The sequence below is a fragment of the Enterovibrio sp. QJM3NY_24 genome (genome assembly GCF_057786035.1).
This window is the reverse complement of sequence record NZ_CM173519.1, coordinates 1783900-1810464: the sequence shown is the minus strand read 5'-3', so window position 1 is coordinate 1810464 and position 26565 is coordinate 1783900. Positions and strand designations below refer to the sequence as shown.

Annotated in this window: 16 protein-coding genes and 1 pseudogene; 7 read left to right on the top strand and 10 right to left on the bottom strand. The window is 45.6% G+C overall.

What is annotated here, in order from left to right:
• Window positions 1–27: 27 nt before the first annotated feature.
• The 3 genes and pseudogenes from AC3CIC_RS07935 to pepN all read right to left on the bottom strand — a co-directional run bounded on the left by AC3CIC_RS07935 (window position 28) and on the right by pepN (window position 7903).
• Window positions 28–4843 (bottom strand): annotated as a pseudogene (locus AC3CIC_RS07935) (NAD-glutamate dehydrogenase).
• 155 nt (window positions 4844–4998) lie between these two features.
• Complete coding sequence (locus AC3CIC_RS07930; RefSeq protein WP_371733249.1) at window positions 4999–5226, bottom strand: DUF2835 domain-containing protein; 228 nt, start codon at window positions 5224–5226, stop codon at window positions 4999–5001.
• Between the two features lie 67 nt (window positions 5227–5293).
• Complete coding sequence (gene pepN / locus AC3CIC_RS07925) at window positions 5294–7903, bottom strand: aminopeptidase N (RefSeq protein WP_488515853.1); 2610 nt, start codon at window positions 7901–7903, stop codon at window positions 5294–5296.
• 306 nt (window positions 7904–8209) lie between these two features.
• Between pepN and pncB the strand changes: the two genes are divergently transcribed.
• Window positions 8210–9388, top strand: coding sequence for a nicotinate phosphoribosyltransferase (gene pncB / locus AC3CIC_RS07920; protein ID WP_488515852.1), 1179 nt, complete (start codon window positions 8210–8212; stop codon window positions 9386–9388).
• 112 nt (window positions 9389–9500) lie between these two features.
• Here the strand turns inward: pncB and AC3CIC_RS07915 are convergent, their stop codons facing one another.
• From AC3CIC_RS07915 to AC3CIC_RS07900, 4 genes are all read right to left on the bottom strand, one after another.
• Window positions 9501–10163, bottom strand: coding sequence for a hypothetical protein (locus AC3CIC_RS07915; RefSeq protein WP_016962171.1), 663 nt, complete (start codon window positions 10161–10163; stop codon window positions 9501–9503).
• Window positions 10164–10307: 144 nt separating this feature from the next.
• Window positions 10308–12311 carry a carboxy terminal-processing peptidase gene (gene prc, locus AC3CIC_RS07910; protein ID WP_488515851.1) on the bottom strand — a complete coding sequence of 668 codons (2004 nt, stop codon included), beginning with the start codon at window positions 12309–12311 and terminating at the stop codon, window positions 10308–10310.
• Between the two features lie 17 nt (window positions 12312–12328).
• Window positions 12329–12985 carry an RNA chaperone ProQ gene (gene proQ, locus AC3CIC_RS07905; RefSeq protein ID WP_017002782.1) on the bottom strand — a complete coding sequence of 219 codons (657 nt, stop codon included), beginning with the start codon at window positions 12983–12985 and terminating at the stop codon, window positions 12329–12331.
• 114 nt (window positions 12986–13099) lie between these two features.
• On the bottom strand, window positions 13100–13558 hold the full coding sequence (locus AC3CIC_RS07900; protein WP_016962174.1) for a GAF domain-containing protein: 459 nt from the start codon (window positions 13556–13558) through the stop codon (window positions 13100–13102).
• Window positions 13559–13915: 357 nt separating this feature from the next.
• On the opposite strand from AC3CIC_RS07900, the gene AC3CIC_RS07895 reads away from it, so the two are divergent.
• From AC3CIC_RS07895 to rsmF, 3 genes are all read left to right on the top strand, one after another.
• A complete protein-coding gene (locus AC3CIC_RS07895) occupies window positions 13916–15157 on the top strand; it encodes a paraquat-inducible protein A (RefSeq protein ID WP_488515850.1) in 1242 nt (413 codons plus the stop codon).
• A complete protein-coding gene (locus AC3CIC_RS07890) occupies window positions 15144–17768 on the top strand; it encodes a PqiB family protein (protein ID WP_488515849.1) in 2625 nt (874 codons plus the stop codon). Before AC3CIC_RS07895 ends, AC3CIC_RS07890 begins: the two co-directional genes overlap by 14 nt.
• 144 nt (window positions 17769–17912) lie before the next feature.
• The gene (rsmF, locus tag AC3CIC_RS07885; RefSeq protein WP_488515848.1) at window positions 17913–19343 is read left to right on the top strand and encodes a 16S rRNA (cytosine(1407)-C(5))-methyltransferase RsmF; all 1431 of its coding nucleotides are present in this window, start codon (window positions 17913–17915) and stop codon (window positions 19341–19343) included.
• 268 nt (window positions 19344–19611) lie between these two features.
• Here rsmF and AC3CIC_RS07880 read toward each other — a convergent pair whose 3' ends face one another.
• Together AC3CIC_RS07880 and AC3CIC_RS07875 are read right to left on the bottom strand one after the other, a co-directional pair.
• Window positions 19612–20448 (bottom strand): CvfB family protein, encoded by an 837-nt coding sequence (locus tag AC3CIC_RS07880; RefSeq protein WP_016962178.1) that lies wholly within the window; start codon window positions 20446–20448, stop codon window positions 19612–19614.
• Window positions 20449–20716: 268 nt separating this feature from the next.
• On the bottom strand, window positions 20717–21520 hold the full coding sequence (locus AC3CIC_RS07875; RefSeq protein ID WP_016962179.1) for a putative PEP-binding protein: 804 nt from the start codon (window positions 21518–21520) through the stop codon (window positions 20717–20719).
• A 342-nt stretch (window positions 21521–21862) separates the two neighbouring features.
• Here AC3CIC_RS07875 and AC3CIC_RS07870 point away from each other — a divergent pair, with 342 nt between their 5' ends.
• From AC3CIC_RS07870 to AC3CIC_RS07860, 3 genes are all read left to right on the top strand, one after another.
• Entirely contained in the window at window positions 21863–22921 is a 1059-nt protein-coding gene (locus AC3CIC_RS07870) for a 3-deoxy-7-phosphoheptulonate synthase (RefSeq protein ID WP_016962180.1), read from the top strand.
• Between the two features lie 59 nt (window positions 22922–22980).
• The gene (locus tag AC3CIC_RS07865; RefSeq protein ID WP_016962181.1) at window positions 22981–23463 is read left to right on the top strand and encodes a YajQ family cyclic di-GMP-binding protein; all 483 of its coding nucleotides are present in this window, start codon (window positions 22981–22983) and stop codon (window positions 23461–23463) included.
• Between the two features lie 87 nt (window positions 23464–23550).
• Window positions 23551–24084: a dihydrofolate reductase family protein gene (locus AC3CIC_RS07860; protein ID WP_488515847.1), complete on the top strand. Its 534-nt coding sequence runs from the start codon at window positions 23551–23553 to the stop codon at window positions 24082–24084.
• A 106-nt stretch (window positions 24085–24190) separates the two neighbouring features.
• Here the strand turns inward: AC3CIC_RS07860 and AC3CIC_RS07855 are convergent, their stop codons facing one another.
• Complete coding sequence (locus AC3CIC_RS07855) at window positions 24191–26539, bottom strand: helicase-related protein (protein WP_488515846.1); 2349 nt, start codon at window positions 26537–26539, stop codon at window positions 24191–24193.
• Between the last annotated feature and the right edge of the window lie 26 nt (window positions 26540–26565).

The window sequence follows — 26565 nt, the reverse complement described above, 5'->3', positions numbered from 1 at the left end:
GGGCTGTATTATCAACACTTTGTTAGCTTAATTCAAATTTAAAAGTGTAAGTTCCCGCAATGCAACGGAGAATTTAGCAAATTCATGCACTGTGCCCACTTTAAACTCGGCCACAATGCTTTCCCAGCGCCCGAGACTCACTGCATGTTCAACCATCCAGGACTCTAAACCCAACTCCGCTGACTCTCCTTTATTCATGCCTTCAAGGATATGTGCCGTCAATAAGCGTTGCTGCCAATCCAGATCTTCACGGAAAGAAGCACGTGCCAACGCTTGCCAATGGTTTTCCACGGGTTGGTTGGTAATTTGCTTGAGGAACCAGTGCAGAGAAAGTGTGTCACCCAGTACAAAGTACAAACGTGCGACCACATCGTAAGGCTTGTTCATCTGCTCTGACACCTGTGCCAGGTCGAGGCCTGCGAACAAACTACTTAAACGCGCGACTTTATTTGCAATCTCTTTTGGTACACCTAGAACAATGAACTCACTCGCCTGTTCTTCATGCTCCTCTATTTCAGCCGGAACCAAATAGGTTTCAAGATTATCAGCCAGATTCTTCACTGCAGGTTTGTAGAACGCGACTTGCTCCTCAATGCCTTTCGCTTTCATCGGATTACGAAGAATCCAACGAGATGCACGACGAAGCATACGACGACAGCGAAACATGACTGCGTACTGAATTTGTGCAGGAATTACGTTATCTAAAGCGCGAATGTCTTCGAAGGTTTTATCAAAATCAAACACTTCATTCACAATGGCGTAGGCCGACGCAATGTCTCCAACGCTCGCCCCGGTTTCATCTTGCATTCGCGTGACAAAGTTGAAGCCCATGACGTTGGACATTTGATTTGCCAAGGAAGTCGCAATGATTTCAGCACGCAATGGGTGTGTTTCCATTGCGTCGCGATAGTTACGCTGTAACTCTTGTGGAAAATATTGTGGCAGAAGTTTTCCAAAGTGCGGATCTTGGGTAATTTGCTCTACCACTAACTGCTCTTTGAGTACCATCTTGCCGTATGCCACCAGCACGGCAATTTCGGGCCTTGTCAGCCCTTTACCGTGCAGTTGACGCTCTGCAAGGGTTTCATCGTCTGGCAAATATTCTAGCTGACGATCCAGTTTGCCCTCTTTTTCCAAATAATGGATAAAGCGAATTTGTTCTTTCAACAGAGCGGCTTTCTGATTATTGGTGACAGAAATAGACTCGCTTTGACAGTAAGCATCATCCAGAACAATGTCACCGACTTCATCTTCCATGCGCTCAAGCAACTCGTTACGCTGCTTGTAGGTGAGATCCCCAGCCGCTACCAAGCCATTGAGTAAGATCTTGATGTTCACTTCATTGTCTGAACAATCCACGCCACCGACGTTATCAATGAAGTCCGTATTGACCAGACCACCATTCATAGCGAATTCGATGCGACCAAGCTGGGTCATACCTAGGTTACCACCCTCACCAATAATCTTGGCGCCAAGCTCGCTACCGTTTAGACGAAGACCGTCGTTAGCGCGATCGCCAACATCTGTATGCGTCTCAGACTCGGCTTTCACATACGTACCGATACCGCCATTCCAGAGAAGATCCACGTTGGATTTTAAGATCTGTTTGATCAACTCATTTGGTGCCATGCTCTGTTTACGTACACCGAGCATTTTCTGAATCTCAGGGGTCAATTCAATAGACTTCGCTTTACGCGAGAATATACCGCCGCCTTTAGAGATAAGCTTGGTGTTGTAATCTTCCCAGCTTGAACGAGGAAGTTTGAACAAACGATCTCGCTCTACCCATGTTTTCGCTGAATCTGGGGTCGGGTCGATAAAGATATGCATGTGGTTAAACGCAGCCACTAATCGAATGTGCTTCGATAGCAACATGCCATTACCGAATACGTCACCCGCCATATCGCCAATAGCTACACAGGTGAAATCCGTTTCCTGGCAATCAATACCAATTTCGCGGAAGTGACGCTTCACCGATTCCCAACCACCTTTGGCCGTAATACCCATGGCTTTGTGGTCATAACCGTTTGAGCCACCCGATGCAAATGCATCGCCTAGCCAGAAGTTATATTCTTCTGATACTGAATTGGCCAAATCTGAGAAAGTCGCTGTGCCTTTATCCGCAGCAACAACCAAATACGGGTCGTCCTCATCATGACGAACCACATTCACTGGTGGCGTTAATTCGCCTTCAATGATGTTATCCGTGATATCGAGCAAACCGCGAATGAAGATACGATAGCAACGCTGACCTTCCGCAAAAATTTCGTCGCGGCCGCTTAGCGAGTGCTGCTTCTTACAAACGAATCCGCCTTTCGCCCCCACAGGAACAATAACCGTATTCTTAACCTGTTGCGCTTTAACCAATCCAAGGACTTCGGTACGGAAATCTTCTTGTCTGTCTGACCAACGAAGGCCACCACGTGCGACTTTTCCACCGCGAAGGTGCACACCTTCAACGTCTGGCGAATAGACGAAAATTTCAAAGAAAGGAACGGGTTTGGGTATTTCCGGAATTTGAGAAGGTTGAAGTTTCAATGACAGATAGTCTTTAAATTCACCCGTCTCTTTGTCTTTTTGGAAATAGTTCGTGCGCAACGTTGCGAGGATCATTTCCATGTATCGACGAATAATACGGTCATCATCAAGGCTCTCTACTTTTTCAAGCTCGCCTTCAATTTGACTGATGATACGTGTTTGGTCTTTCTGACTATTCTTTGAGCCACCAAAACGCTTATCAAATAACGTCACCAAGCATTGCGCCAAATCTGCATGCGAAGTTAATGTCTCTTCGATATAAGCTTGACTGAACGGGAACGCGACTTGACGCATATATCGTGCATAAGAACGTAAAATAGTCACTTCACGCCCAGTAAGACCCGCATTTAGCACCAAACGGTTGAAGCCATCACTTTCTAGCTTACCATGCCAAATCGCACCAAAAGCCTCTTGGAAACGTTCACGTGCTTCAGACAGATCAAACCCGTTGCCGGCACTGTGAAGCATGGAGAAATCGAGGATCCAAAACACATCACCCGTCGTCGTCTGTACCTTGTAAGGTGACTCACCAATCACGCGTAAACCCAAGTTTTCGAGCATAGGCATTACGTCGGAAAGGTGGATCGCCTCATCTTTCTGAAACAACTTGAGACGGACTGAGCGAGACGTGGCGGGCTCTTCCTGAGGCCGATAAAAAAGCATATCTAGCTTATTATCTTCGCTTAGGTTTTCTAATCGCTCGATATCAGCCACCGCTGATCCCGGAAGCGTGGCTTCTTTATATGAACGAGGGAAAGCACGAAGATATCGCTTCGCTATCGGTGTACCACTGTTCTCGCCAAAGTTCGCGATCACGGATTCTTGCAAACGATCGTCCCAAGATGAGGCGGCTTCAGTCAGGTTCTGCTCCAATTTCTTCACATCAATGTCAAAGTTGTTGTTTTCAACACGCACAATGTAATGCGTTCGTGCCAGCGGACTTTCGGAGAAGAATGTATTGAATTCAACTTCTTGTTCTGAGCCGAAATAATTCTTCAATATACGTTGTGTCACGCGGCGGAATTCAGTGTTGTAGCGCTCACGGGCGACATACACCATGCACGAGAAGAAACGTCCGAACGGGTCGCGACGAACAAAGACCCGCAACATATCGCGGTCTTGTACCTGAACGATACCCATGCCGATATCCAGCATCTCAGCTTCAGAGGCTTGGAATAATTCATCGCGTGGAAAGTTTTCAATGATATTCGCCAGCGCCTTCCACGAATGTGATCCTTTGTAATAGCCGCTGATCTCGAGGATCCGCTGCACTTTGTTACGCAGAACTGGAATTGTGTTTGTCGCTTGGTTGTATGCCGCGGATGCATAAAGACCATGGAAGCGATGCTCGCCTATCACATTCCCTTTTTTGTCGAAGCTCTTCACTCCGATATAGTCCATATAAGCTGGACGGTGAACGCGAGATTTACTGCTGCCTTTGTTGATGATCAACAATTCTTTGCGAAGCGCCGTTGCTCGTGCCGATTCCGGCATTTCTGACAATTTAACGCCGGGACGAGTCAAATCCAACTTCTTGGCGGCCAAGGCCTACCTCTTTTGATGCCTTAAGCTCGTGATCACCTTCAATGGCATTAAGCTCGTAGTACTTGTAGCCCATGAAGGTGAAATTGTGCGATGCAATCCACTGAAGAAACTCTATGGCTTCTTCTTGGCGTTCTTTATCAACCGGTGGCGTGTCTTTTTTGAGTGCCGCGATCAGCGAATGCATTCGTTTTTGCATCGGCTGCCAATCATTCACGATCAGAGCAACATCCGTCAGCGTTTCTGTCAGCTCTTTTTCAAGTGCTGCCATTTCTTTCTTGCTGCTCATGCGGTCGATTTCTAGATGAAAGACAGTTTGTCGCACACCCTTTTCACCACCAATTTCAACAACATCACCTTTGGTATCTTTAACAACATGCAGCGGACCGTTGAGCATAAGGTGCGATGCAATATCAAGGCGGTTTAACGCCATTCGAACAGAGTCAACGAGGAAAGGTGCATCAGGAGTGACGATTTCAACAATCGTGTGGGTAGACTGCCAGCCATTGCCACTCAGTGTAGGGTTGAAGACCTTAACGAAAATGTTGTCTTGCTCAAAGGTGTTTAAATGATGCCACAGGCTGATAACAGCGCCGTAGAGGTCGGATTCATTCCTTTCCTGCAAATCATCATCAGAAATGGGACCCAAAATCCTTTTTGCCAAAGTTTCTACGAGTGGTTGTTGTTTCTTGTCCAGTTTTTCAGCAATGAGGTGATAAACTTTCTCAAGCAACACCGGCACAATAGGGTCACGCGCGGTCATGGTTTACTCCATATATTTTTTATGTAATCGCTATGAGTATAGAAGTTAATTAGTCTTTGCGACGTATGGAGTAGTTTACGACTTAGTTAATAAATTCGTTACATCAAATAACGTTAATTGTATTTGAGTTTTTGGATATGTGATTGACGTACGGTTTAGACTATTTGTTCGAGGGATTTAAAACGATTCGCCTCGTCTACAACCAGCCTAAAACGGCCTTTTAGACCTAATTGGCTTAGATATGGACGCAAGCGCGATGCAGGCAGTTGCAGTGTTAAACCATTGTCTGTTTTGACGACAACCGTTGATGCCACACCGGCATAATGTTGCTGAAAGGTGTGATAAGAGATATCAAGGGTAAATAAGTACACATTCGATTTCATAAAAAAAGCCGTCTCCTCTTAGACGGCTTTAAATTACTTATTCCAACAGTTTTCGCAAGTGTTGTGTTTACACTTCGAGTGCTTTGTTGATTTTCTCATAAAGATCTTTCGCGAGATTATCAAGCAAGGCCAATCGCTCAAGTTGATCTCGCATTAGCGCCTGACGATCTTGATCGAATCGCTTAAATTTCAGCAAAGGATCTATAAGCCTTGACGCGACCTGAGGGTTGGATTCATTTAGTTGAATCAAAATGTCAGACAGGAACTCATAACCAGCCCCATCTTTGGCATGGAAGTTTACCGGGTTGTTGTTGCAGAAAGCACCAACCAATGAACGGATGCGGTTCGGGTTTTTGAGACTAAACGCCGGATGAGACATCTGCGCTTTCACATTATCCAATGCACCTTGTGCTGGATTGCCCCCCTGCAACATGAACCATTTGTCCATCACCAGACCATCATGTTGCCATTTATCACTAAATGCTTGCATCAAGGTCGCTCGGCAAGCCAGTTCTGCATGATTCGCTGCTGCCAATGCCGCTGCGGTATCTGTCATGTTGTTAGAGTCGGTGTAATGCGCGGAAACGATGTCATCCCCTTGCTCAGTCAGTGCCAAATAAGCCAAACACATATTGCGCAGGCTGCGTTGACCTATCGCATCATGCGCAATGCTGTATTCCATTTGCTTCAGAGAGTGATAGATCGCGCTGAATTCATCCGCCAACTCATTAGCAAAATGCTGTTTAGTGGCACCACGAACTGCGTTAATGGCATCGACGTCAACAACGTCAAACCAGCCACCGATTTCATTTTCACTCGGCAACTGCATCACTTCTGCAATCAGTGCCGCATCAAGCTGATCACTCAACAAGACACCGCGGAATGCATCAACGACTTCTTCAGGAATGTGAACGGCTTCGCCAGCCTGCACACGAATGACATTTGCTTTGATGTGCTTTGCCAAAAGCATCTGACCTGCATCCCAACGTGCAAATTCATTACGTGCATGCACCATCAAAAACGCGAGCTCTTCATCACTGTAGGCATAATGAAGTGTGACGGGCGCAGAGAACTCACGCAGCATTGAGATAACGGGTTGTTCGCCTACATTGTCAAAGACAAAGGTCTGCTCAGACTCAGTAACGTGCAAGACATTGCTGACAACTTCTCCGTTACACTGTAACTCAATGACGTTACCATCTGAAGCATATAGCTCTACATCGAATGGGATCATCAGAGGTTGCTTATCTTTCTGATCCGCAGTCGATGGCGTGTGTTGTTTTACACGCAATGTCAGCGTGTTGCTTTCATCATCATAAACACTGGTTACATCAAGCACAGGTGTTCCAGACTGGCTATACCAAAGACGGAATTGCTTCAAATCGATTCCAGATGCATCTTCCATTGCTTTGACAAAGTCTTCACAAGTGGCCGCGGTGCCATCGTGACGTTCAAAGTAAAGCTTGATGCCTTTCTGGAACTTCACTTCTCCTAGAAGGGTATGCATCATACGGATCACTTCACTGCCCTTTTCATACACGGTCAATGTGTAGAAGTTATTCATTTCGATAACTTTGTCAGGGCGGATTGGGTGTGCCATTGGGCTGCGGTCTTCTGCAAATTGAGGACCGCGCATGGTACGCACATTGCCAATACGGTTTACTGCTCGTGAACCGAGATCTGAAGAGAACTCTTGGTCACGGAAAACCGTCAGACCTTCTTTAAGGCTTAACTGAAACCAATCACGACAGGTCACACGGTTGCCTGTCCAGTTATGGAAATATTCGTGACCTATCACCGCTTCAATACCCAGGTAGTCAGTATCGGTGGCGGTGTCTGAATTCGCGAGAACATACTTGGAGTTAAAGACATTTAAGCCTTTGTTTTCCATTGCTCCCATGTTGAAGAAATCAACGGCAACGATCATGTAGATATCAAGATCGTATTCAAGATCAAAACGATCCTCATCCCACTTCATCGAGTTTTTCAGTGATGTCATTGCATGGGTTGCACGATCTAAGTTGCCTTTGTCGACGAAAATCTCCAAGGCAACATCGCGACCACTGCGTGTGGTGAAACTGTCTGCAAGTCGATCAAAATCGCCCGCTACTAGCGCAAACAAGTAACTTGGCTTTGCATACGGGTCTTGCCACTGTACCCAGTGACGACCACTCTCTAATTCTCCAGAGCCGACTTTGTTGCCGTTACTTAGTAGAAATGGAAAGGCAGATTTATCGGCGGCAATTTTTGTGGTGAACTTGGCCAGCACGTCAGGACGGTCAAGATAGTAAGTAATTCGACGGAAGCCCTCTGCTTCACATTGTGTGCAGTATGCCCCATCGGATAAATACAAACCTTCCAATGAACTGTTTGCAGCGGGATCAATGTGTGTCTCTATCAAGAGTTCAAATTCTGTTGGCAATTGCGTTAGAACTAGCCCTTCTGACGTTTCTTCAAAATGCGGCCACGCTTCACCGTTTATCTCTACACGCTTTAGAGACAGACCATCACCATCCAAAAACATAGAATCTGAACCAATAACCTGCTGCTTCACTCGGCTTTTAGCAATAACTTGTGTGTGTGAAGCTTGAAGGTCAAAATCCAAGTCAAGATGAGTTATCGTAAAGTCAGGAGCCTTGTAATCTTTACGGTACTTGGCCTGAGGTTGTTGCGTCATGTCAGATTCCTTTTATTGCATAACGATTGACAGGCTGTTAGTCAATTCCACCAGCAGCCTGTTAAAAAATCAGAGTATTCACCTAAGATACTCACTAAGCCAGTGTATTGCTATAGCTTGGCTGAGCAGCAAATAACCAAACGCACTTTAACGTTTAGAAGAATAGATGGAGATCATATTATCTATAGGTTGACTAGACTGCCTAGTTTGACGTTAAATTTGCACCCTTAAATAAAACTGCCTGGCGCAACTGGGCGAGAATTGCCAACGTTCAGCCAACACCCGATTCGAGGTATAAAATCAGGCATGCACACACCCATTATTTCGTCATTATTAGACACGGATGCCTACAAACTAAATATGCAGCAGGCGATCTTTCATCACTACCCTGATGTTGTTGCCACTGCTGAGTTCCATTGCCGTAGCGATGAAAGTCTTGTTACATTAAAAACTCGATTGGAATTTGAAATTCAATCACTTGCGAATCTGTCTTTTACAGAGAGTGATGTGACATTTCTTTCAACTCTTGGGCTTTATCAATCTGATTATCTTACATTTCTTTCAACGTTCTCACTCAGTGCGGACCATGTCACCGTGTCGATTGAAGACAAGCAACTTGCTATTCGTATCGAAGGTAAATGGCTCGATATCATCCTATGGGAAGTGCCATTACTGGCTATAATTTGCGAGTTACGTTGTCACGAAAAATACCCAGACACACACGCCACACATGCTGTTGAATTACTCAATAATAAGTTAAACATCCTCTCGGCGCACAGTGCCTTTTCCAATGCAGACAAAGCGTTTCAGTTTGTCGATTTTGGTACTCGTCGCCGCTTTTCGAAAGCGGTGCATCATGCCATCGTGGATCATCTGGTGCATCATTCGATCCACTTTGCTGGGACATCGAACCTTTTGTTGGCTGCAAAGCATGGTATTCCCGCCGTGGGTACGCAAGCCCATGAATGGTTCCAGGCACATCAACAACTGGCGGGCGATTTAGCCGATTCACAACAAATTGCACTTAACCGATGGTTACAGGAATACCCGACAAAACTCGGCATCGCACTCACTGATTGCATTAATATGGACGCTTTTCTTAAAGACTTCACGCCGTATTTGAGTCAACAGTTTTCGGGACTACGTCATGACAGTGGAGACCCGATTACTTGGGGTGAGAAAGCGATCGCGCATTATCAAGGTCTAGATATCAATCCGATGGAAAAAACGCTGATTTTTTCTGATGGACTGACCCTAGAAAAAGCGCTCGATATCCATCACCATTTCTCAGGCCGTATTAATACGTCGTTTGGGATCGGTACGCAGCTGACTTGTCACTTACCTGAAGTAGAAACACTTAACATTGTAATTAAGCTTGTCACTTGCAATGGTAAACCTGTTGCGAAAATTTCGGATGAGCCAGGAAAATCAATCTGTCGAGACAGCAATTATCTCAACGCATTGAAGAAAGCCTTCAATATTTAATTCCTCTCATTCGTAAAAAGGGCGCTGAGAACAGCGCCCTTTCTTTTTCATTCTTTTCACTTGAATCACATCAACCACCGTACTTTACTTTGATGGATGTTCCGCTCTACTCTCATTGACGTCTTAATATCGCTTCCATACCAAAATCAGTGTTCGTTAATGTCAGCGTATTTGAATCCAATTGAAATTCTGAATCTTGCTGACCACCTCGATAGATAAGAACAAGATGGTCATTCTCTAAAAAGTAGACGCCACGATGTGTAACTTGCTGCCCTTGTTTTCCAGATACTCTCACTGAAAACAAGAAATCAGGACGTAACATCAGTGCGAGCTTTTCGACTTGCTCATCAACATCTTTACCTTTAATCACTTCGCTAAACCATGCGCCGGACAAATTGTGTGGCAAAATTTTGGTGAACCGAGCACCTTTGAGCATCAATTGATTGTGATTAAGTTGGTATTCATGGTGTTGAGAATCACCGTATTCGTCGTTCAGTACTAATGTAGAATCATCAAGATCGTAAAAACCTTTAGCTTCTTCAACACTTCCATCGCTATTCAGTAACTTCACATTGAACTGGTAGTCTGAGCTGAATGTGATATTAATCGCTTTGTATTTTACGTCCGGATCCGTTCCCGTACCTTCTTGCTGATCGGGACTAAACCAGTACCAATCGCCAATCAACAATGGGAAGTCAAATTGAGTGAGGTCTTGTGCTTTGATTGGCATTGATACAGAGAGAATTACAATAAATAGACTGATGAACTTTGTCATTGGCTTCCCCTTCGCTTGATAGCATCACTTTAATTTTAGACACATATCACTATTAGGGGCTCATTTTGTTAACGTTTCCGTTACTTCTTCTATTGAAAAAGCGGGCATAAGCCCGCTTTTCGATTGGTTACTATGAGAATCACACTAACTGTTTAGTTTTTTTGCCAAATCAAGCGTAATTAAAGCGGCTTCATCGAGGTAAGCATCCGGCTCTTCATAATCTGTTGGTACATCGTCCAACGATTTGAATGGTGGTTTATCAAGTTCCACCTGACGCTCATTCAAACGAGAAAGGCGTTTGGTATCGGCATTTTCTTGTTCGATAACACGTGCTTTTTCATTGAGTGAAATAGCATTATCGTCCTTCAAAGCCTTATATTCTGCAATGTCGCTCAGAATATAGCCAAACTCAGTGTCCGTTTTAATGCGCTCTTGGTGTGCCTTGTCCAAATTAGAGAACAAGGAATTCAATTCACCAACCTTTTTATAAGCAGCAGGATTAATGCTATCCCACGGCAATGCGTTGTCTTCAACACTTTCACCGGTTTCTTCCGGATCAACCGCTGTTGGGAATGAAATATCAGGTACAACACCTAAGTGCTGCGTACTTCCACCATTAATGCGATAGAATTTTTGGATCGTGTATTGAACATGACCTAAAGGTTTATCGCCCAAGTCATAGATCTTCTGCAGCGTGCGATGTTGCTGAACGGTCCCTTTACCAAAGGATTGCTCACCAATAATCACTGCGCGACCGTAATCTTGAAGTGCAGCAGCAAAGATTTCTGAAGCAGAAGCTGAATAACGGTTAATCAACACTGTGACTGGGCCGTCATAATAAATCTTGCTATCACTATCGCCGTTTACTTTGACGCGACCATAGCTGTCACGAACCTGTACAACAGGACCACCCTTAATAAACAAACCTGTTAGTGCCGATGCTTCGCTAAGCGCACCGCCGCCATTATTTCTCAGATCAATAACAATACCGCTTACGTTATCTTTCTTCAGGTTTGCTATTTCTTTTTTGGTATCTTCAGCGAGACCAACATAAAAGCTCGGGACAGATATAACGCCGACTTTCGCGCTTCCCTGCTCAATCACTTCAGATTTAACAGCGCGGTCTTCAAGGCGAATTTTGTCTCGCACAAGAGTGACGTTGTAACTCTTGGCGTTAGCACCTTCAGGCAAGATTTGCAGCTCAACCTTGCTTCCCTTCGGCCCTTTGATCAGCTGAACAACATCATCTAATCGCCAGCCGATTACATCTATAATCTGCTCATCATCTTGAGCAACACCAATGATGCGATCACCAGGAGAAAGTTTTTTCGATTTCGATGCGGGTCCACCAGCAACAAGCGAACGAATAACAGTAAAGTCATCATCTACTTGCAGCACGGCGCCAATACCTTCAAGAGAGAGATTCATCTCTGATTGGAATTGTTCAGCGTTTCGTGGCGAAAGGTAACTGGTATGTGGATCAACCTCACGAGAGAAAGCATTCAGATAAACCTGAAAAACATCTTCACTCTTGGTTTGAATCAATCGTTTAAGTGCGCTGTTGTAGCGCTTTGACAAGGTTTCCTGAATTTCAGGCCACGCCTTACCGGCAAGCTTAAGGTTCAACGCGTCATTCTTAACACGCTTACGCCAAAGCTCATTCAATTCGTCAGTGTTTTTTGCCCATGGCTCTTCACTGCGATCAATCAACATCTCTTCTTCTGCATCAAACGTAATTTCGTTATCCAGCAAAGCAAGCGCGTACTGATAACGCTCAAAACGTTTTTTCAATGCAGTATTGAAAATGTCATAAGCTGCGGAAGTGTCGCCAGAGCGCAATTGATCATCGATGCTCGTACGCCATTTAGACATCGCATCCACTTCTACCTGAGTCAGGAAGAGGCGATTGAAGTCTAGCGTTTCAAGATAGCGATCGAACACGTTAGAAGAAAAATCGTCATTTAGCTGGAATTGCTTGTAATGCGACGTTTCAAAACTACTCGTTATCCGCACGCTGGCAGCTTTATGCTGAGGTTCTGAAACCAGAGTAGGCAGCTCAGCGGTGGCGTAATTAGCCTCTAAGGCTTGGGTGGACGCCACCAGCATTAAGCTGGCAGCAATCACGGAAAAGCGGAATCGACAGATCATGCGTCGAAGGATCTCCTTTACGAACTGAGGTGCTCCGCTTTTACTAGCATGGTCAGACCATTGCTCAAACGAACGCGAACCTCGTCCTTGTTAAGTTCTACAATCGTAGCGGGCATGTTGCCATTACCCATATTAACGTTTACGTCCTTACCTACGACAATGTCTTCAGCCTTGAGTTCACGACGTGGCTCAACTGGCTTCTTAACTAGCTTAGTATTTTTTGCCTTAGCTGGTCGAGAATTTGCTGGGTTAGCTGTTGATTTATTTGATTTTGGCGCTCTTTTCTCTTTCGAGCTGGCTTTTTTATCGCCATTTTTCGCTGCTTGCTCTTTACGACGCTCAGCTGCACGCGTTTTGCTTTCAGCTAACGCAGTTTGCGCGTGGTCAACGTGCTCTTGCTCAAGCTCACCACAATCGTTGCCGTCAAGATCAACACGAATAGCGCCGGCTTTTACGCCGTAAAGGTAACGCCAGGAAGATGTATATTGGCGAAGTGCCGCGCGAAGTTGAGTTTTACTGACTTTAGCATCATCAGCAAGACGTTCAGCCAAGTCTTGGAATATGCCTATTTTCAGTGGGCGGGCTTCACCTTCAAGGGTAAAGCATGCAGGGAAACGTTCAGCGATATAGGCAATAACTTGCTTGCTGTTGGCTAATTTTTCAGTGTTTTCCATTTTTCTTCCTGTCTCATTGCGCAACGGCGACAACAGAGATCGTGTACGAGTTAACAAATTTAGTGCTGCGTATTATAGATACCTGTGTCCGAAAAACCACAGAGAACCTTAAATTTAGAGGTGTTTTTGCAATTCATTGACCAATAAAGTGAGTCCGGTTTCATCATGGTGATCAAATCTTGCTATTTTTGGCGAATCTATGTCCAACACACCCAACAATTTTTCGCCTTTATACAAAGGTAAAACAATTTCTGAATTACTTTGTGCATCACAAGCGATATGCCCATCAAAAAGATGTACATCTGCAATTCGTTCAACACGTTTGTGACTGAACGCACTTCCGCAAACGCCTTTTTGGTAAGGAATACGCACACACGCCGTGTTGCCTTGGAATGGTCCTAGCACCAATTCCTCGCCATCATCCAGATAGAACCCAGCCCAGTTAATGTCATCTAATGACTGAAACAGGAGTGCACTAACGTTAGCAAGGTTAGCAATAAGGTTCGATTCATTCTCAATAAGAGACACAGCTTGGCGGGAAAGCAGCGCGTAAAATTCTGTTTTACTATCCATATGTGACTACATCCAGTTGGATCAAATTGGACCAAGTTAGATAAGATAAAGATTATTGAGCAAGGGTTCAATGTTGTCACGCTAAGATGGTGCGTTAATCCAGTTATCACTTGTGTGATTGAGTGTTCTCGAAAATATGAAGCCACTCAATTTGTCTCGACGCTATACCAATGTTTTATCAAAAATTACGTGTTCTTGAATAACAGATTGATTAAGATGCACATTTGCAGCATACATGTATACCAAAGCAGCCCATGGACAGGGTCTCGATATCAACACCGCAATATTTGCCGTGTTGGGTGATAAACTATACCCAATCTATGGGTAATTCGAACGACCTTAGGGGAATAAACCGCTATGCGCGTGCTTAAATGCACCTCCTGTGATCTGCTATTGCAAGAGATCCCTGTTCAGCGGGGTTTCAGTGCTCGTTGCCCAACCTGTGACTCTCGTGTCATTAAAAACTCCTCGCTTAGTCGGTCTGGAGAAGTGGCTATTGCATTCGCCGCACTTGCTCTGTTCTTCCCAGCGCAATTGTTCCCACTGCTTTCTATTAACTTGGTGGGTGTCCCACTATCCACAACGGTAACCAGTGGTGCCATTACCTTAATGGATTCCTTCCCTTTTGTTGGCCTGCTCGTCATCTTTTGTACAGCCTTTGCCCCATTGCTTTTTCTTGTTTCCATCTTAGGCGCAAACTTGGCTTTGTCTTTCCATCATGCCAAATCTCTTTTTGTGGCCACTTATTGCCTAAAAGTCATTAAACATTGGGTCATGATCGATGTGTTTCTCGTCAGCTTGGCGGTTGCCGGCTTCAAGGTGATTGAGATTGCGGAGATATCCGTAGGGCCAGCGTTGCTTAGCTTTGTGATGTTACAAGTGCTAGTCGCCTTTTTGTTGTCTCGCATCTCCCCAAAACGCTATTGGGATGCCTACAGTAGCAACAATGAAGCGTTGCAAGATTTTGAGATGAATAAACCTAGCAATCACGTTGGCAATCGCACGTTTAAAACTGAAACGCTGATCCGCTGCCAACATTGTGGGTTAACGCAAGAGAGCAATCATCAACATTGCTTCCGATGCAGTGCAAAGCTGGAATCTCGCGTTTTTCAAAGCGTCCAAAAAACGTGGGCATCTCTGCTTGCCGCCGTCATATTTATCTTTCCTGCTAACTTCTATCCTATTTCTATTCTGTTGAGTAACGGAAAACGGTTTGAAGACACCATTTTTTCAGGCGTAGCAGGTCTGATAAAGCAAGGAATGTATGGCATTGCCATTATCATTTTCACTGCCAGTATCATCGTGCCTGTCGCAAAGATAGTTGGCCTCCTATACATCTTAATTTGTATCCACCTCAAGGTGGCAATAGGTCGCAGGCAGCGAATGCAAATGTATCGTTTCGTCAAGTGGATTGGTAAATGGTCAATGATGGACCTCTGTGTTATTGCCATCATGGTTTCACTGATTGACCGTGGCAACCTACTTGATTTTACTCCTGGGCCTGGCGCCATCGCCTTTGGGCTGGTCGTGGTGTTAACCATGATTTCGGCTGAAAGCCTCGACTCTCGACTTATTTGGGACAAACATGAGCAACGTTGAAGATTCTCAAGTGACTGAACCACAATTGAAAAAAGATAAAAGCATTTCACCTCTGTGGATATTCACCGCCCTCGCCTTCATGCTTGCGGGCTGGCTTTTGTACAAATCGGTCAATGAAGCCGGTGAGCGTATCGAAATCCACTTTACTGATGCCCAAGGCATTGAGGCTGGAAGAACCACAATTCGCTATCAAGGCCTAGAAGTCGGGATCGTTAGAAAAGTGAGGCTCTCTGACGACCTAAAAAGCATTTCAGCTCAAGCTGACATCTACCCAGAAGCAACAAAAATCCTGCGTCAGAACACTGTTTTTTGGGTTGTTAGACCAAAAGCATCAATCACAGGCATTACGGGGCTAGATGCCCTTGTGACTGGCAACTACATTGCAGTTAAGCCAGGAATTGGTGAAGTGCGAACCACTTTTGTTGCCGCAGAAGAGCCTCCTGTTAATGCCTCTGGCGATGGTAATTTACACATTCAACTGCAAGCACCGGATTTGGGGTCATTAAATATTGGTTCAGGTATTTACTATAAAAAAATCCGAGTGGGCGAAGTGGTTGACTATCGTTTAACCTCTGATAATCAAGGTGTGACAGTGTCACTCAGTGTTCAGAAAGAATACGCCAAGCTAGTGACAAAAAGCACTAAATTCTGGAATGTCAGTGGTGTCAGCGCAGACATTGGCTTAGGTGGTATTGACGTTAACGTTGAAAACCTTGCATCAGTACTCGCTGGCGGTATTGCCTTTGACTCTCCCAAAAATGCTGAACCTGCCGTTCCTTTAGACGTTTTCACACTGTACAGCTCGATTAACGATACTGACCGTGGCCTTCCTATCACTATTGTTCTGCCCAAGAACCACGGGATAACCAACTCAAACTCCCCCATTCTTTACCAAGGCTTGGAGATTGGCCGCCTTAATGGCATCCATTTTAATGACAACTTCTCTGGCACTATCGCCAAGGCCAATATTAACCCTTCAATGGCATGGACATTAACAGCGGGCACTGCGTTTATTATCGATAAGCCAGAGCTGTCTTTGAGTGGTGTGAAACACCTAGCAAACCTAGTCACTGGAAACACATTATCGTTACAACCGGGCGAAGGTGAAGAAAGTCATGAGTTCACGGCAAAGACCAGCGTAAGCATGATCGCTAACGATCCTGGTGCACTCGTTCTGACACTGAGTTCTGACAATGTTTGGGGGCTAAAAACAGGCACCAAGCTGATTTATCGTGGTATTCAAGTAGGGTTCGTCAGCAACACACAACTGAACGCTGACGACGTTTCTCTCAGCCTTGTTGTTTATCCAGACTATGCACATCTCATAAAAAGCCATTCTCGCTTCTTTGTTTTAGGCGGTATTAACGGAAATGTGAGTGCCGAAGGGATTGAATTCAGTGTTCCAACCTTCGCTCAGATGGTGGACAAAACCATTAGCTTTACCAGCGAAGGGAATAGCAAAGCAAAAACTGAATATCTCTTGTTTGAATCAGAAATTCTTGCTCGTAACGCCAAAGAAGCACTTCGAGGATTCAAGCGAATAACACTGACGGCAAACAAATTGCCGTCAGTGTCTGAAGGTAGCCCGGTGATGTACAAAAACTTCACCGTGGGAAAGGTTGAGCGTTTTGAATTGGCACAAGATAAAGTGAAAGTCTCGCTACAGATCGACAACCGTTACCATCATCTGATCACACCACACACTGTGTTTTGGAATCATTCAGGTGTGGACATCAAAGCAGGACTCTCCGGTGTTGAGATTGACACTGGTTCGCTTAAATCTATCGTCGCGGGCGGGATCTCTTTTGGTGACATCAAAGGTATCGACAACAAAACCGGTACCCATTGGAAGTTATATAACAGCTTTACCGCCGCTCAAAATTACGGATTAAAACTCACATTCACCGCTGACGATGCCAGCGGTCTCTCATCAGGAAGTAAGATACGCTACCAAGGTGTTGATGTTGGTGAAGTTAACAAGCTATCTCCTGCGTTTAAAGATGGTGGTGTCATTGTAAATGCGACAATCTATCCAGAGTTTTCAGAGCAGTTAGCACGCGCAACCAGCTACTTTTGGGTTGCTCAACCAACACTTAGCTTAACGAAAACAGAGAATCTTGATTCATTGTTTGGTGCTTACATTTCTGTCGTGCCTGGTAAAGGTGCGAAGCGTGAGTCCTTCCAGCTTCACAAAGCTGCCGAATATGCGGGCGGGTTGACGCTCATTTTGGAAAGCGAAAATCGCGATTCCGTTAATGTTGGTACCCCCATATTGTTTCGTGACTTCGAAGTCGGCGCAGTCACTGATGTGAGTTTGGGTCGCTTTGCCGACCGTGTCTTAATTGAAGTGAAGATCAGTGATGACTATAAACACCTAATAAGGAACAACACGGTTTTCTGGAACCAATCCGGTGTCGACGTTTCCATTGGTCTGACTGGCGCGACGGTTCGAAGTGGTACCCTAGAAAGTATTATAAAAGGCGGAATATCCTTCGCTACACCGGAAGGTGACAAACTGGCGAAACCCGCAAGATCCGATCAGCACTTCCTTCTTAACAAGCAACCAAAAGAAGAATGGACATCTTGGCGAACCGCTATCCCTTATTTCTAATTATCGACTAATAAATACGGGCATAAAGGCGTGGACTCCCTTGGATTCGCGCCTTTTTCTTTAACAGCAAGCGCTTCGTCTGGCGTCTCAGCCGCTTTCCTTTTACACTTCGCAGTTCAGAAATTCCAACGAGAGACCGCTCCGGTGCATCCAAATATCGACATGCCAGCATTGTTCTTGAACCAGATAGAGCAAATCCTGCCTTCCCATCTTTCCATGACGGACTTTGTTGACGCCTGTAAGCGCCCTTTGCGCCGAAGCATTCGCGTCAACACCCTTAAAACGTCGATCGAAGATTTCCAACGACGCGCGTCAGAGAAAGGCTGGACCCTCACTCCGGTTCCATGGTGTGATAACGGCTTCTGGATCGACCAGGATGAGAACGATACGGTTCCTCTCGGCAATACTGCCGAGCACATGGCAGGGCTTTTCTATATTCAGGAAGCAAGCTCGATGCTGCCTGTGACAGCCCTGTTTGAAAATGGGCTCCCACTGGAACGCGTTCTTGATATGGCTGCTGCGCCAGGGTCTAAAACAACACAGATCGCTGCTGAGATGAACAATAACGGCTTGCTCGTTGCCAACGAGTATTCAGCAAGTCGTGTGAAAGTCCTTCACGCCAACCTGTTGCGCTGTGGTGTGCACAATGCAGCGCTCACAAAATACGATGGACGCGTGTTCGGGGAATGGCTACCAGAGACCTTTGACGCCATTTTACTTGATGCCCCCTGCTCAGGCGAAGGGACTATCCGTAAAGATGCTGATGCATTTGCGAACTGGAGCTTAGAAGCGGTTAACGACATTGCGAATACGCAAAAAGATCTGATTGTCAGTGCATTCCATGCCCTGAAGCCCGGCGGCACGATGGTTTACTCCACGTGTACCCTGAGCCACGAAGAAAACCAGCATGTCTGTTACTTCCTCAAAGAAACCTTTGGTGATGCGGTTGAGTTTGAGCCACTAAACACTTTGTTTGATGGCGCAGACGCGGCTTGCACAAAAGAAGGTTTCTTGCACGTCTTCCCTCAGATCTTTGACAGTGAAGGCTTCTTCGTGGCGCGCTTGAAAAAGACCACGAGTGTTGGCAGCGAAATGATCAAAAAACGCCCTCGCAAGTTCCCATTCCTAAAAGCCAAGCCAAATGACGCAGATGCAGTGTGTGTAGCGCTGAAAGAAACATTGGGGTTAGATGCCCCCATCTCTTCCAACGTTTGGCTTCGCGATAAAGAAGTGTGGATATTCCCAGCGGCGATTGAAGCTTTGCTTCCTGAAATTAAATTCGACCGTATTGGCTTGAAACTCGCAGAGTCACATAAAAACGGATTCCGCTGGCAGCATGAAACCATCATGGCGCTGGCTAATGGCTCAGAACCGTCCTGCGTTGAACTAACAGCACAAGATGCTAAAGAATGGTATATGGGAAGAGATATCCGTCCAAGTGACGGCGTTGGGAAAGGTGAAGTGATTGTATGCTATCGAAACCAGCCAATTGGTATTGGTAAATGGGTAGGCAATCGCATCAAAAATGGCCTTCCTAGAGAGCTAGTTAGAGACATTAATCTTTTTATCGACTAGTTGATTGCAAAAGTCTCAATGATGAAACGGCACGACAGCCTTGCACAGACTAAATTTTGAAGTGTTATTAATCTCCATTAAAACCAGTTAGCGCAAGGCTCTAACGAGCCATTCCCCTAAGTCCGGAACAGGAATCGTTCCGGACTCTTTTTATCTCACGGTTCTCGTCTTTTTCAGACATACCTCATCCGCGTAAAGTCACAAACACACAGGCACAAAAAAAGCCGCCGAAGCAGCTTTTTCTAGTATCAATATCGTCTAACAAAAATCATTTGGTGAGGTGAATCCCATCTTGTTCAATGCGAATTCGACGCTCTTTGTAAAGGCTACCAATGGTTTTCTTAAACGTCGCTTTACTGGTGCGGAACAACTCAAAGATCTCGTCAGGGCTGCTCTTATCATTGACTGGCAAGAATCCGCCTTTTAGCTCTAACGTGTGCAGCACTTTCTCAGAAAGGTCATCCAGCTTACCGCGACCAAGCTTTTGCAGAGACAGGTCGATTTTACCGTCTTCACGCATTTGCTTCACATACGCTCTCAAGCTCTTACCGACGAACAATTTACCAAACACTTCCGATTTAAACAGTAAACCTGAATGTGCATCGTTGATGGCGCACTTGTAACCCAGATCAGTTTCTTCCACGATGGTGACATGAACCTGTTCGCCTTTCTCGTAGCGAGCTGGCGTTTTATCGAGAAACTTATTGAACTTGGTCGTACCAACAATACGGCCTGATGCGTTATCCATGTACAAAAACACCAAATATGATCGGCCTTCCTGCAAAGGAATACGCTGCTCGCTAAATGGGACCAACAGATCTTTCGGCAGCCCCCAATTGAGAAACGCGCCCACAGGCGTTGTGCTGATGCAATTTAGCTTCGCAAACTGCCCCACATGAGCCAGCGGCTTTTCGGTCGTCGCAATGATTTCATCTTGTGAATCAAAATAAATGAATACCTCAATTTCATCGCCAAGTCGTGTGCCTTTCGGGACGTATCGCTTAGGCAGCAAGATATTGCCGAAGTCCTCGCCACCATCGACAAACACGCCGAAATCAACTTCTTTAACAACAGTAAGAGTGTTCAACTGACCAATTTTAATCATCGAGGTTTTGCTCATTCATTTTGACTATCGCGCAGTATACGAGATTTATGCGAGCGACGGTTGTAGTAATTTGAATCCACATGCTGATTGATTCTTTATTGGGCGGTTTTACGGTGATTTATCTGTCCGACCAGCATCAAGATGCGAATTTTTAAACACAAAAAGACTGCTAACAAGAAAATAAAACAACTGTTGCTTTCCAAAACGACAAACGCCACGACAAGCGGTGGCGATTGTCGTGGCGTCTAAATGCAGCAAGTAAGCTTGGTTACTGGTAAACCAACTCCACATTGGCCGCTTCTGCAAGCTCAATGATCGAAGTATCCGTCTCTTGAGTGAGCACTTGAATCGGCTTCTCTGCCAATTGCGTTTTACGAATGGTATCTAAAATCAAACTGCGTATGGCTTCATTGTTTTTATTGAATGCATGAGGCAAAGAGGTGTCTGAAAAATCCACACCTAAAGTGAATGCAGCCAAATTGTCGACGTCGACGACGAAGCCGTCGAAATACGCCAAAAGGGGCTCGGCAAGCACAGCATTGGAAGGTAGTTGGCAAGCCACCAGCACTTTCAAGCCATTCGCGCCACGACATAGTCCCTGCTCTGCCAATAAATCAATAATGGTTGCCGCTTCGCTCGACGTACGAACAAAAGGAACAACAATTTCTACAGGTAGGTTTTTATCGCGAATGGCACTTTTAAGCACATCGCACTCCAACACGAAACCCGGTTTTCCAACCGCACTGGCAAAGCGAGAAACACCGCGTAACCCCATTGCAGGGTTTGCTTCCCTCGGCTCAGACTCGCCGCCTTTAAGGTCACGTAAAGCCAACGTGCTTTGCTCATTAAGCATGACACGGAGTGGGCGGTCAGGATTACACTGATACGTTTTATCAAGCAAGGCTACCAGGGTTTCAACAGCTTGGGATTTATCGTCCAACGAAGCAGGATGCACGCCAACAGCATTGTTGAAAAGTGGCCCTAATGCCACCAAGCCAATTGCCTGTTCGGGATTATCAAGTTGAGCGGGAGATTTAAGAACGTAAGAATAAGTCAAATCCATTTGAGACATAGTGCACCAATACTGCCTTGTAAAAATCAACGTGCCATAACGGCATAAAATAGATAGCGAACGTTTGACAGCGTATTTTTGCAACCGCCTGATTTTCGAACGTCTAATACAAAACATACCCAGACTACTGAGACGTTACAAGTGAAAAAACAAAATTGTCTTTTGTTTTACATGTTAGCGAAAGCCACAGCACAAGTTACCTGCAGATTTCCTCTGAATAGGCGAAATCTGCGGCAATAAGCAGAATAAATCGCTGAAACATAAACTCCTTGCTTTTCTAAGTACAAAATTTTGATATCTTACTGGCTTCGCAACAACGATGAAGTAAGGAAGGCAGTTTCCATGCCGATTAAAACCGACGAACTAAGAACACAACCTGTTGACACTTTGCCAACGCCAGCAGAAGTGGAAGCGGCTTCCCCACTTTCTGATACTGTTGCACTGCATATCGCGGAAGCGCGTCAACAAGCAGAAGAAATTTTAGCAGGACGCGATAACCGCCTGCTCGTCGTGGTAGGTCCATGTTCGATTCACGACCCCGATGCTGGGCTTGATTACGCAAAACGCTTGAAAGCATTTGCAGACACCCATCGCGACACGCTTCATATCATCATGCGTACCTATTTTGAAAAGCCACGCACCGTTGTTGGCTGGAAAGGCATGATCAATGATCCTCGCTTAGATGGCAGTTGTAACCTACGTGAAGGCCTATTCAAGGCGCGTAAGTTCTTACTGGATGTTAATACGTTAGGCATGCCGACAGCCACTGAGTTTCTTGACATGATCACCGGTCAATACATTGCCGACTTGGTCTCTTGGGGGGCGATTGGTGCACGTACCACTGAATCGCAAATCCACCGAGAAATGGCATCAGCACTGTCTTGCCCTGTTGGCTTTAAGAATGGCACTGACGGCAATATCAAAATCGCCATTGACGCAATCCGTTCAAGCCAAACCTCTCACTTGTTCTGCTCGCCTGACAAGCAAGGTGTCATGACTATCTATCGCACCAGCGGTAATCCTTACGGTCACGTTATTCTGCGTGGTGGTCATCAACCCAATTATCACCGTCAAGATGTGGTAAGTGCTGCTGATGATCTTAATACGTTCGATTTAGTACCGCGATTGGTCGTTGACTTCAGCCATGCAAACTGCGAAAAACAACACAAACGCCAGATCGATGTTGCAGCCGATATTTGTCAGCAGATTGTTGATGGTGACACGCACATCGCAGGGATCATGGCAGAAAGCTTTATCGAAGAAGGTAATCAAGCTGTCGATAAAGACAAGATTGATAGCCTAACTTATGGTCAGTCGATTACTGACCCATGCTTAAGCTGGGACGATACAACAACAATGCTGCAAATGCTGTCGGATGCGGTTGCCAAGCGCAATAGTTAACACCCAGCAATGCAGAATCGTCACTTTTTTATTCATTAGATAAACATCAGGAACACACTATGCCTGCTTTTGATATCGTCTCGGAGATTGACAACGTTGAGCTTAAAAACGCGGTAGACAACGCTAAACGCGAGCTTTTAACCCGTTTTGACTTTCGTAATGTGGACGCAAGTTTTGAACTCAACAAAGAAGTCGTCAAGGTTTCTGCAGAATCCGATTTTCAAGTGAATCAGATGATGGACATTCTTCGTGGCAACCTCGCTAAACGAGGCGTCGATGCCCGTGCGATGGAACCAAAAGACATGATTCACTCAGGAAAAACCTTTTTCAGCGATGTACATTTTAAAAACGGCATTGAAGCCTTAATCGCGAAGAAGCTCGTTAAGTTGATCAAAGACGCCAAGATTAAAGTGCAAACTCAAATCCAGGGCGATCAACTTCGTGTCACCGGAAAGAATCGTGATGATCTACAAGCTGTCATGAAATTGGTTCGCGAAGCGGATATGGGTCAACCATTCCAGTTCGATAACTTCCGCGACTAATCCCGCTTTCTTGCTGAATTGAGAAGCCATTTACTAATCGAGTGAATGGCTTTTTTGTTTTTTTAAACCTGTTCTAGGAAAAAACCAATGACTAACATCGTTTATATTGCCACAAGCTTGGATGGCTACATTGCCGACAAAAACGGCGGTATTGAATGGCTTCACAGCATTCCTAATCCTGAGGGCTTGGATTTTGGGTGGGCTGAGTTCATGCAAAGTGTTGATGCATTGGTGATGGGCAGAAATACTTTCGAAACCGTCTGTGGATTTGGTATTGACTGGCCCTACTCCAAGCCCGTTTTCGTCATAAGTCATACCCTCAAGTGCATTCCCAAAGCCTACGAAGACAAAGTGTTTCTTGTATCTGGAGATATCAAAGAGATTGTCACCAATCTCAACGAGCAAGGCTATAAAACGCTTTACATCGACGGCGGTAAAACCGTTCAGAGTTTTGTAGAACAAGATCTGATTGACGAACTAATTGTTACTCAAATCCCTACGTTACTCGGTGGCGGCGCACCACTGTTTGGTCTGCTTGAGCAACCTCAACAATATACGTTGGTAAAAAGCGAAGTGTTGTTGAACGCCATGGTGAAAAATCACTATCGCCGCGTGCGTTAATCAAACACCTAAAATTAAGCGAATTCGATTTGACGAGTTCGCTTTTTCAACATTACATCAGAGTAAATTGCTTCACATCCGCTTGCCTACTCAATCTCAGATGCGGCTACTTAACATCGACAATACGGCTCGCTTTTTTGTACTTAACCCGCCATCCATTCCACGAAGGTAACTCCCACCGCTTTGGCCCATCCTTTCGATTACCTTTAACATAGTGAACAACGACCATGCGTTTTGACCTAGCGTATTCGACGTCGAGCCTTAGTTCAGCCAAGGTGACCTGTAACGGGTATGTCCGAACAAAGTCGTCAAACTCCCAGGATGGAATGCCATCAAACTGAATGTCGCTTGGGTCGATCAAGTCCATGTCATCAACTGTTTCAACACCAAGCTCAGAAAGCGTCTGCTCGAGCCAAACCAAGACATCAACTGCCGGCTGTGGTTTTTCAGCAACCAAGGTTTGGAATAAATTCCAGTAAGTGATCTGATGGGATAGGTGCTCGCCAACACCATTCATCAATTCGCCGTCTAGAATCTGCTTGGCTATCGCGAGAAGTAAACTCGCGCCCTCGGCTTCACGTTCACATTGTTCGATGATTCTCCCCGCATATACGCGCTGAACCACATCAAACACTTTGCCCGCTTTTTCAATCTGCTCGGCTATTTCCAGCTCGCCCAAGTCGGCATGCGCAAGCCATAAAAAGGGCAACGGAGCCATACAGGTGGCGTACGATGTGGTTTGCTTTGCGCCTCGGCCAGCTAAGTGGAACTGATCAAATACAAGCGCCGCTTGCGGCTCTGCAAGGAAATCACTATCACGGCTGAGTACCACTACTTCACTGTCACCATTTCCAAACGCCTGTTGACGCTTCTCTCGCCTTACAAAGGCAAGCTCTGGTGCAATGTCGATGACATTGCGCAAGAAGTTTTCTCGCTGAAATCGACTGGCAGCATCCCATTGCGGCAACACCATGGCCTCTCTCAAAGACGCAGATAAACGTCTTGCTTCATCACGTGCAAGCAGATCCACATCAATGTCTTCTGACTGCTCACCGCGTAGCACAGCGATAGAAGTGACAACGTCACACTGATGCGTATTCCATGCCTTGTCGTTCTCTAACGCCATTTCACCGGGTAGACGCTTCCAAACGGTCATTGGCGTTTGCAGTATGGCGGCCAAATCACACATAGCCTCTTTGTTCGGCCTAGACGTCATACCGGATATCAAGTGGGCAAACAGAGAATCAATCGGGAGCGGATAAAGCAATTTACCATGCTCGGTCACTACGCCATTGTTATCAATTGCCCCCATAGCAATGAGTCTTGTGCGTGCGGATAGCAGAGACTTGTCGGGTAAAGGAGAAAGAAACACGAGTTGGTCTAATGTAAAACCACTACACGCTGCAGCAAGCATGGTTTCAATCAAATCTTCGCGTTCAAGCTCTGGCGGTGTAAAAGCTTCAAGCGGCGCATGTTGACCATAAAGTCGTTCACAATACCCTGCTGCTATTCGCCCAGCACGCCCTGCCCGCTGCTTGGCGCTCGCCTTGGAGATAGTGTGGAGCGCCAACGCTGTTCGACCATTGCGTTGATGGGTGCGCCTTTCCATTCCCGTATCAATAACTGTCACGATGCCAGGAATGGTTAATGAGGTTTCCGCTACATTGGTCGCCAACACAATACGTTGATTGTCGCTTTGGTTCAGTGCGTGTTTTCGATCAAGATCGGACACCGATGCATGAAGTGGAATAACATCAGCGCCGAGTCCACTCAACGCCGAACGGCACAGATTAATTTCCTTTTTCCCTGGCAGAAACACCAGTAAATCACCGCCGCGTTCCAACGCACGCTCAACCACAGGCTTTAGTCGTGATTCTATGTGCTTGCCCGATGGCATCACTTGACTGTCTGAGGCATGATAAGAAACCGTGACACCGTAACTCTTAGCGTCCGCTTTAAGTATCTCCGCATGAAAATATTGGCTAAGTTTGTCACTGTCTAACGTAGCAGACGTGATGATCAATCGGTGCTTGTTCAGTTTATTTAGTAGCGCTGCCAGCAAATCGGTTTCTGCACGTCGTTCGTGGAATTCATCAATCATCACCACATCAAACTTAGAAAGCTTATCTTCACTGAACCAACGAAGCACAACGCCTGGGGTCGCAAACACAATCTGAGTGTCATCACTAAAACGATAATCAAACTTGATGGCATACCCGACTTGCTCACCAATCTTTGCGCCTATACTTTCTGCGACAAAGCCCGTCAGTGATGTACAAGCCACACGACGAGGCTCAATCACAAGCACTCGACCAAGTTTCGATGCCCAAACAGGCAAGCGCGTGGACTTACCTGTTCCGGTGTCTGATTGAATAATCACATTGCGCTTGGCTAACGCGATTTCGACAGATGCTTGAATAGCGTCAATGGGTAGCTGAAGGGTTGATTTGATCATGGATTCATTGTGTAGGCGTTTGAATT

Excerpts from the sequence above, each read along its gene's own strand:
- prc (WP_488515851.1), bottom strand. The coding sequence starts at position 12,311 with ATGATCTGTCGATTCCGCTTTTCCGTGATTGCTGCCAGCTTAATGCTG.
- AC3CIC_RS07900 (WP_016962174.1), bottom strand. The coding sequence starts at position 13,558 with ATGGATAGTAAAACAGAATTTTACGCGCTGCTTTCCCGCCAAGCTGTG.
- AC3CIC_RS07865 (WP_016962181.1), top strand. The coding sequence starts at position 22,981 with ATGCCTGCTTTTGATATCGTCTCGGAGATTGACAACGTTGAGCTTAAA.
- proQ (WP_017002782.1), bottom strand. The coding sequence starts at position 12,985 with ATGGAAAACACTGAAAAATTAGCCAACAGCAAGCAAGTTATTGCCTAT.
- AC3CIC_RS07895 (WP_488515850.1), top strand. The coding sequence starts at position 13,916 with ATGCGCGTGCTTAAATGCACCTCCTGTGATCTGCTATTGCAAGAGATC.
- AC3CIC_RS07880 (WP_016962178.1), bottom strand. The coding sequence starts at position 20,448 with ATGATTAAAATTGGTCAGTTGAACACTCTTACTGTTGTTAAAGAAGTT.
- AC3CIC_RS07890 (WP_488515849.1), top strand. The coding sequence starts at position 15,144 with ATGAGCAACGTTGAAGATTCTCAAGTGACTGAACCACAATTGAAAAAA.
- AC3CIC_RS07870 (WP_016962180.1), top strand. The coding sequence starts at position 21,863 with ATGCCGATTAAAACCGACGAACTAAGAACACAACCTGTTGACACTTTG.
- AC3CIC_RS07860 (WP_488515847.1), top strand. The coding sequence starts at position 23,551 with ATGACTAACATCGTTTATATTGCCACAAGCTTGGATGGCTACATTGCC.
- AC3CIC_RS07855 (WP_488515846.1), bottom strand. The coding sequence starts at position 26,539 with ATGATCAAATCAACCCTTCAGCTACCCATTGACGCTATTCAAGCATCT.
- pncB (WP_488515852.1), top strand. The coding sequence starts at position 8,210 with ATGCACACACCCATTATTTCGTCATTATTAGACACGGATGCCTACAAA.
- AC3CIC_RS07875 (WP_016962179.1), bottom strand. The coding sequence starts at position 21,520 with ATGTCTCAAATGGATTTGACTTATTCTTACGTTCTTAAATCTCCCGCT.
- pepN (WP_488515853.1), bottom strand. The coding sequence starts at position 7,903 with ATGACGCAACAACCTCAGGCCAAGTACCGTAAAGATTACAAGGCTCCT.
- AC3CIC_RS07930 (WP_371733249.1), bottom strand. The coding sequence starts at position 5,226 with ATGAAATCGAATGTGTACTTATTTACCCTTGATATCTCTTATCACACC.
- AC3CIC_RS07915 (WP_016962171.1), bottom strand. The coding sequence starts at position 10,163 with ATGACAAAGTTCATCAGTCTATTTATTGTAATTCTCTCTGTATCAATG.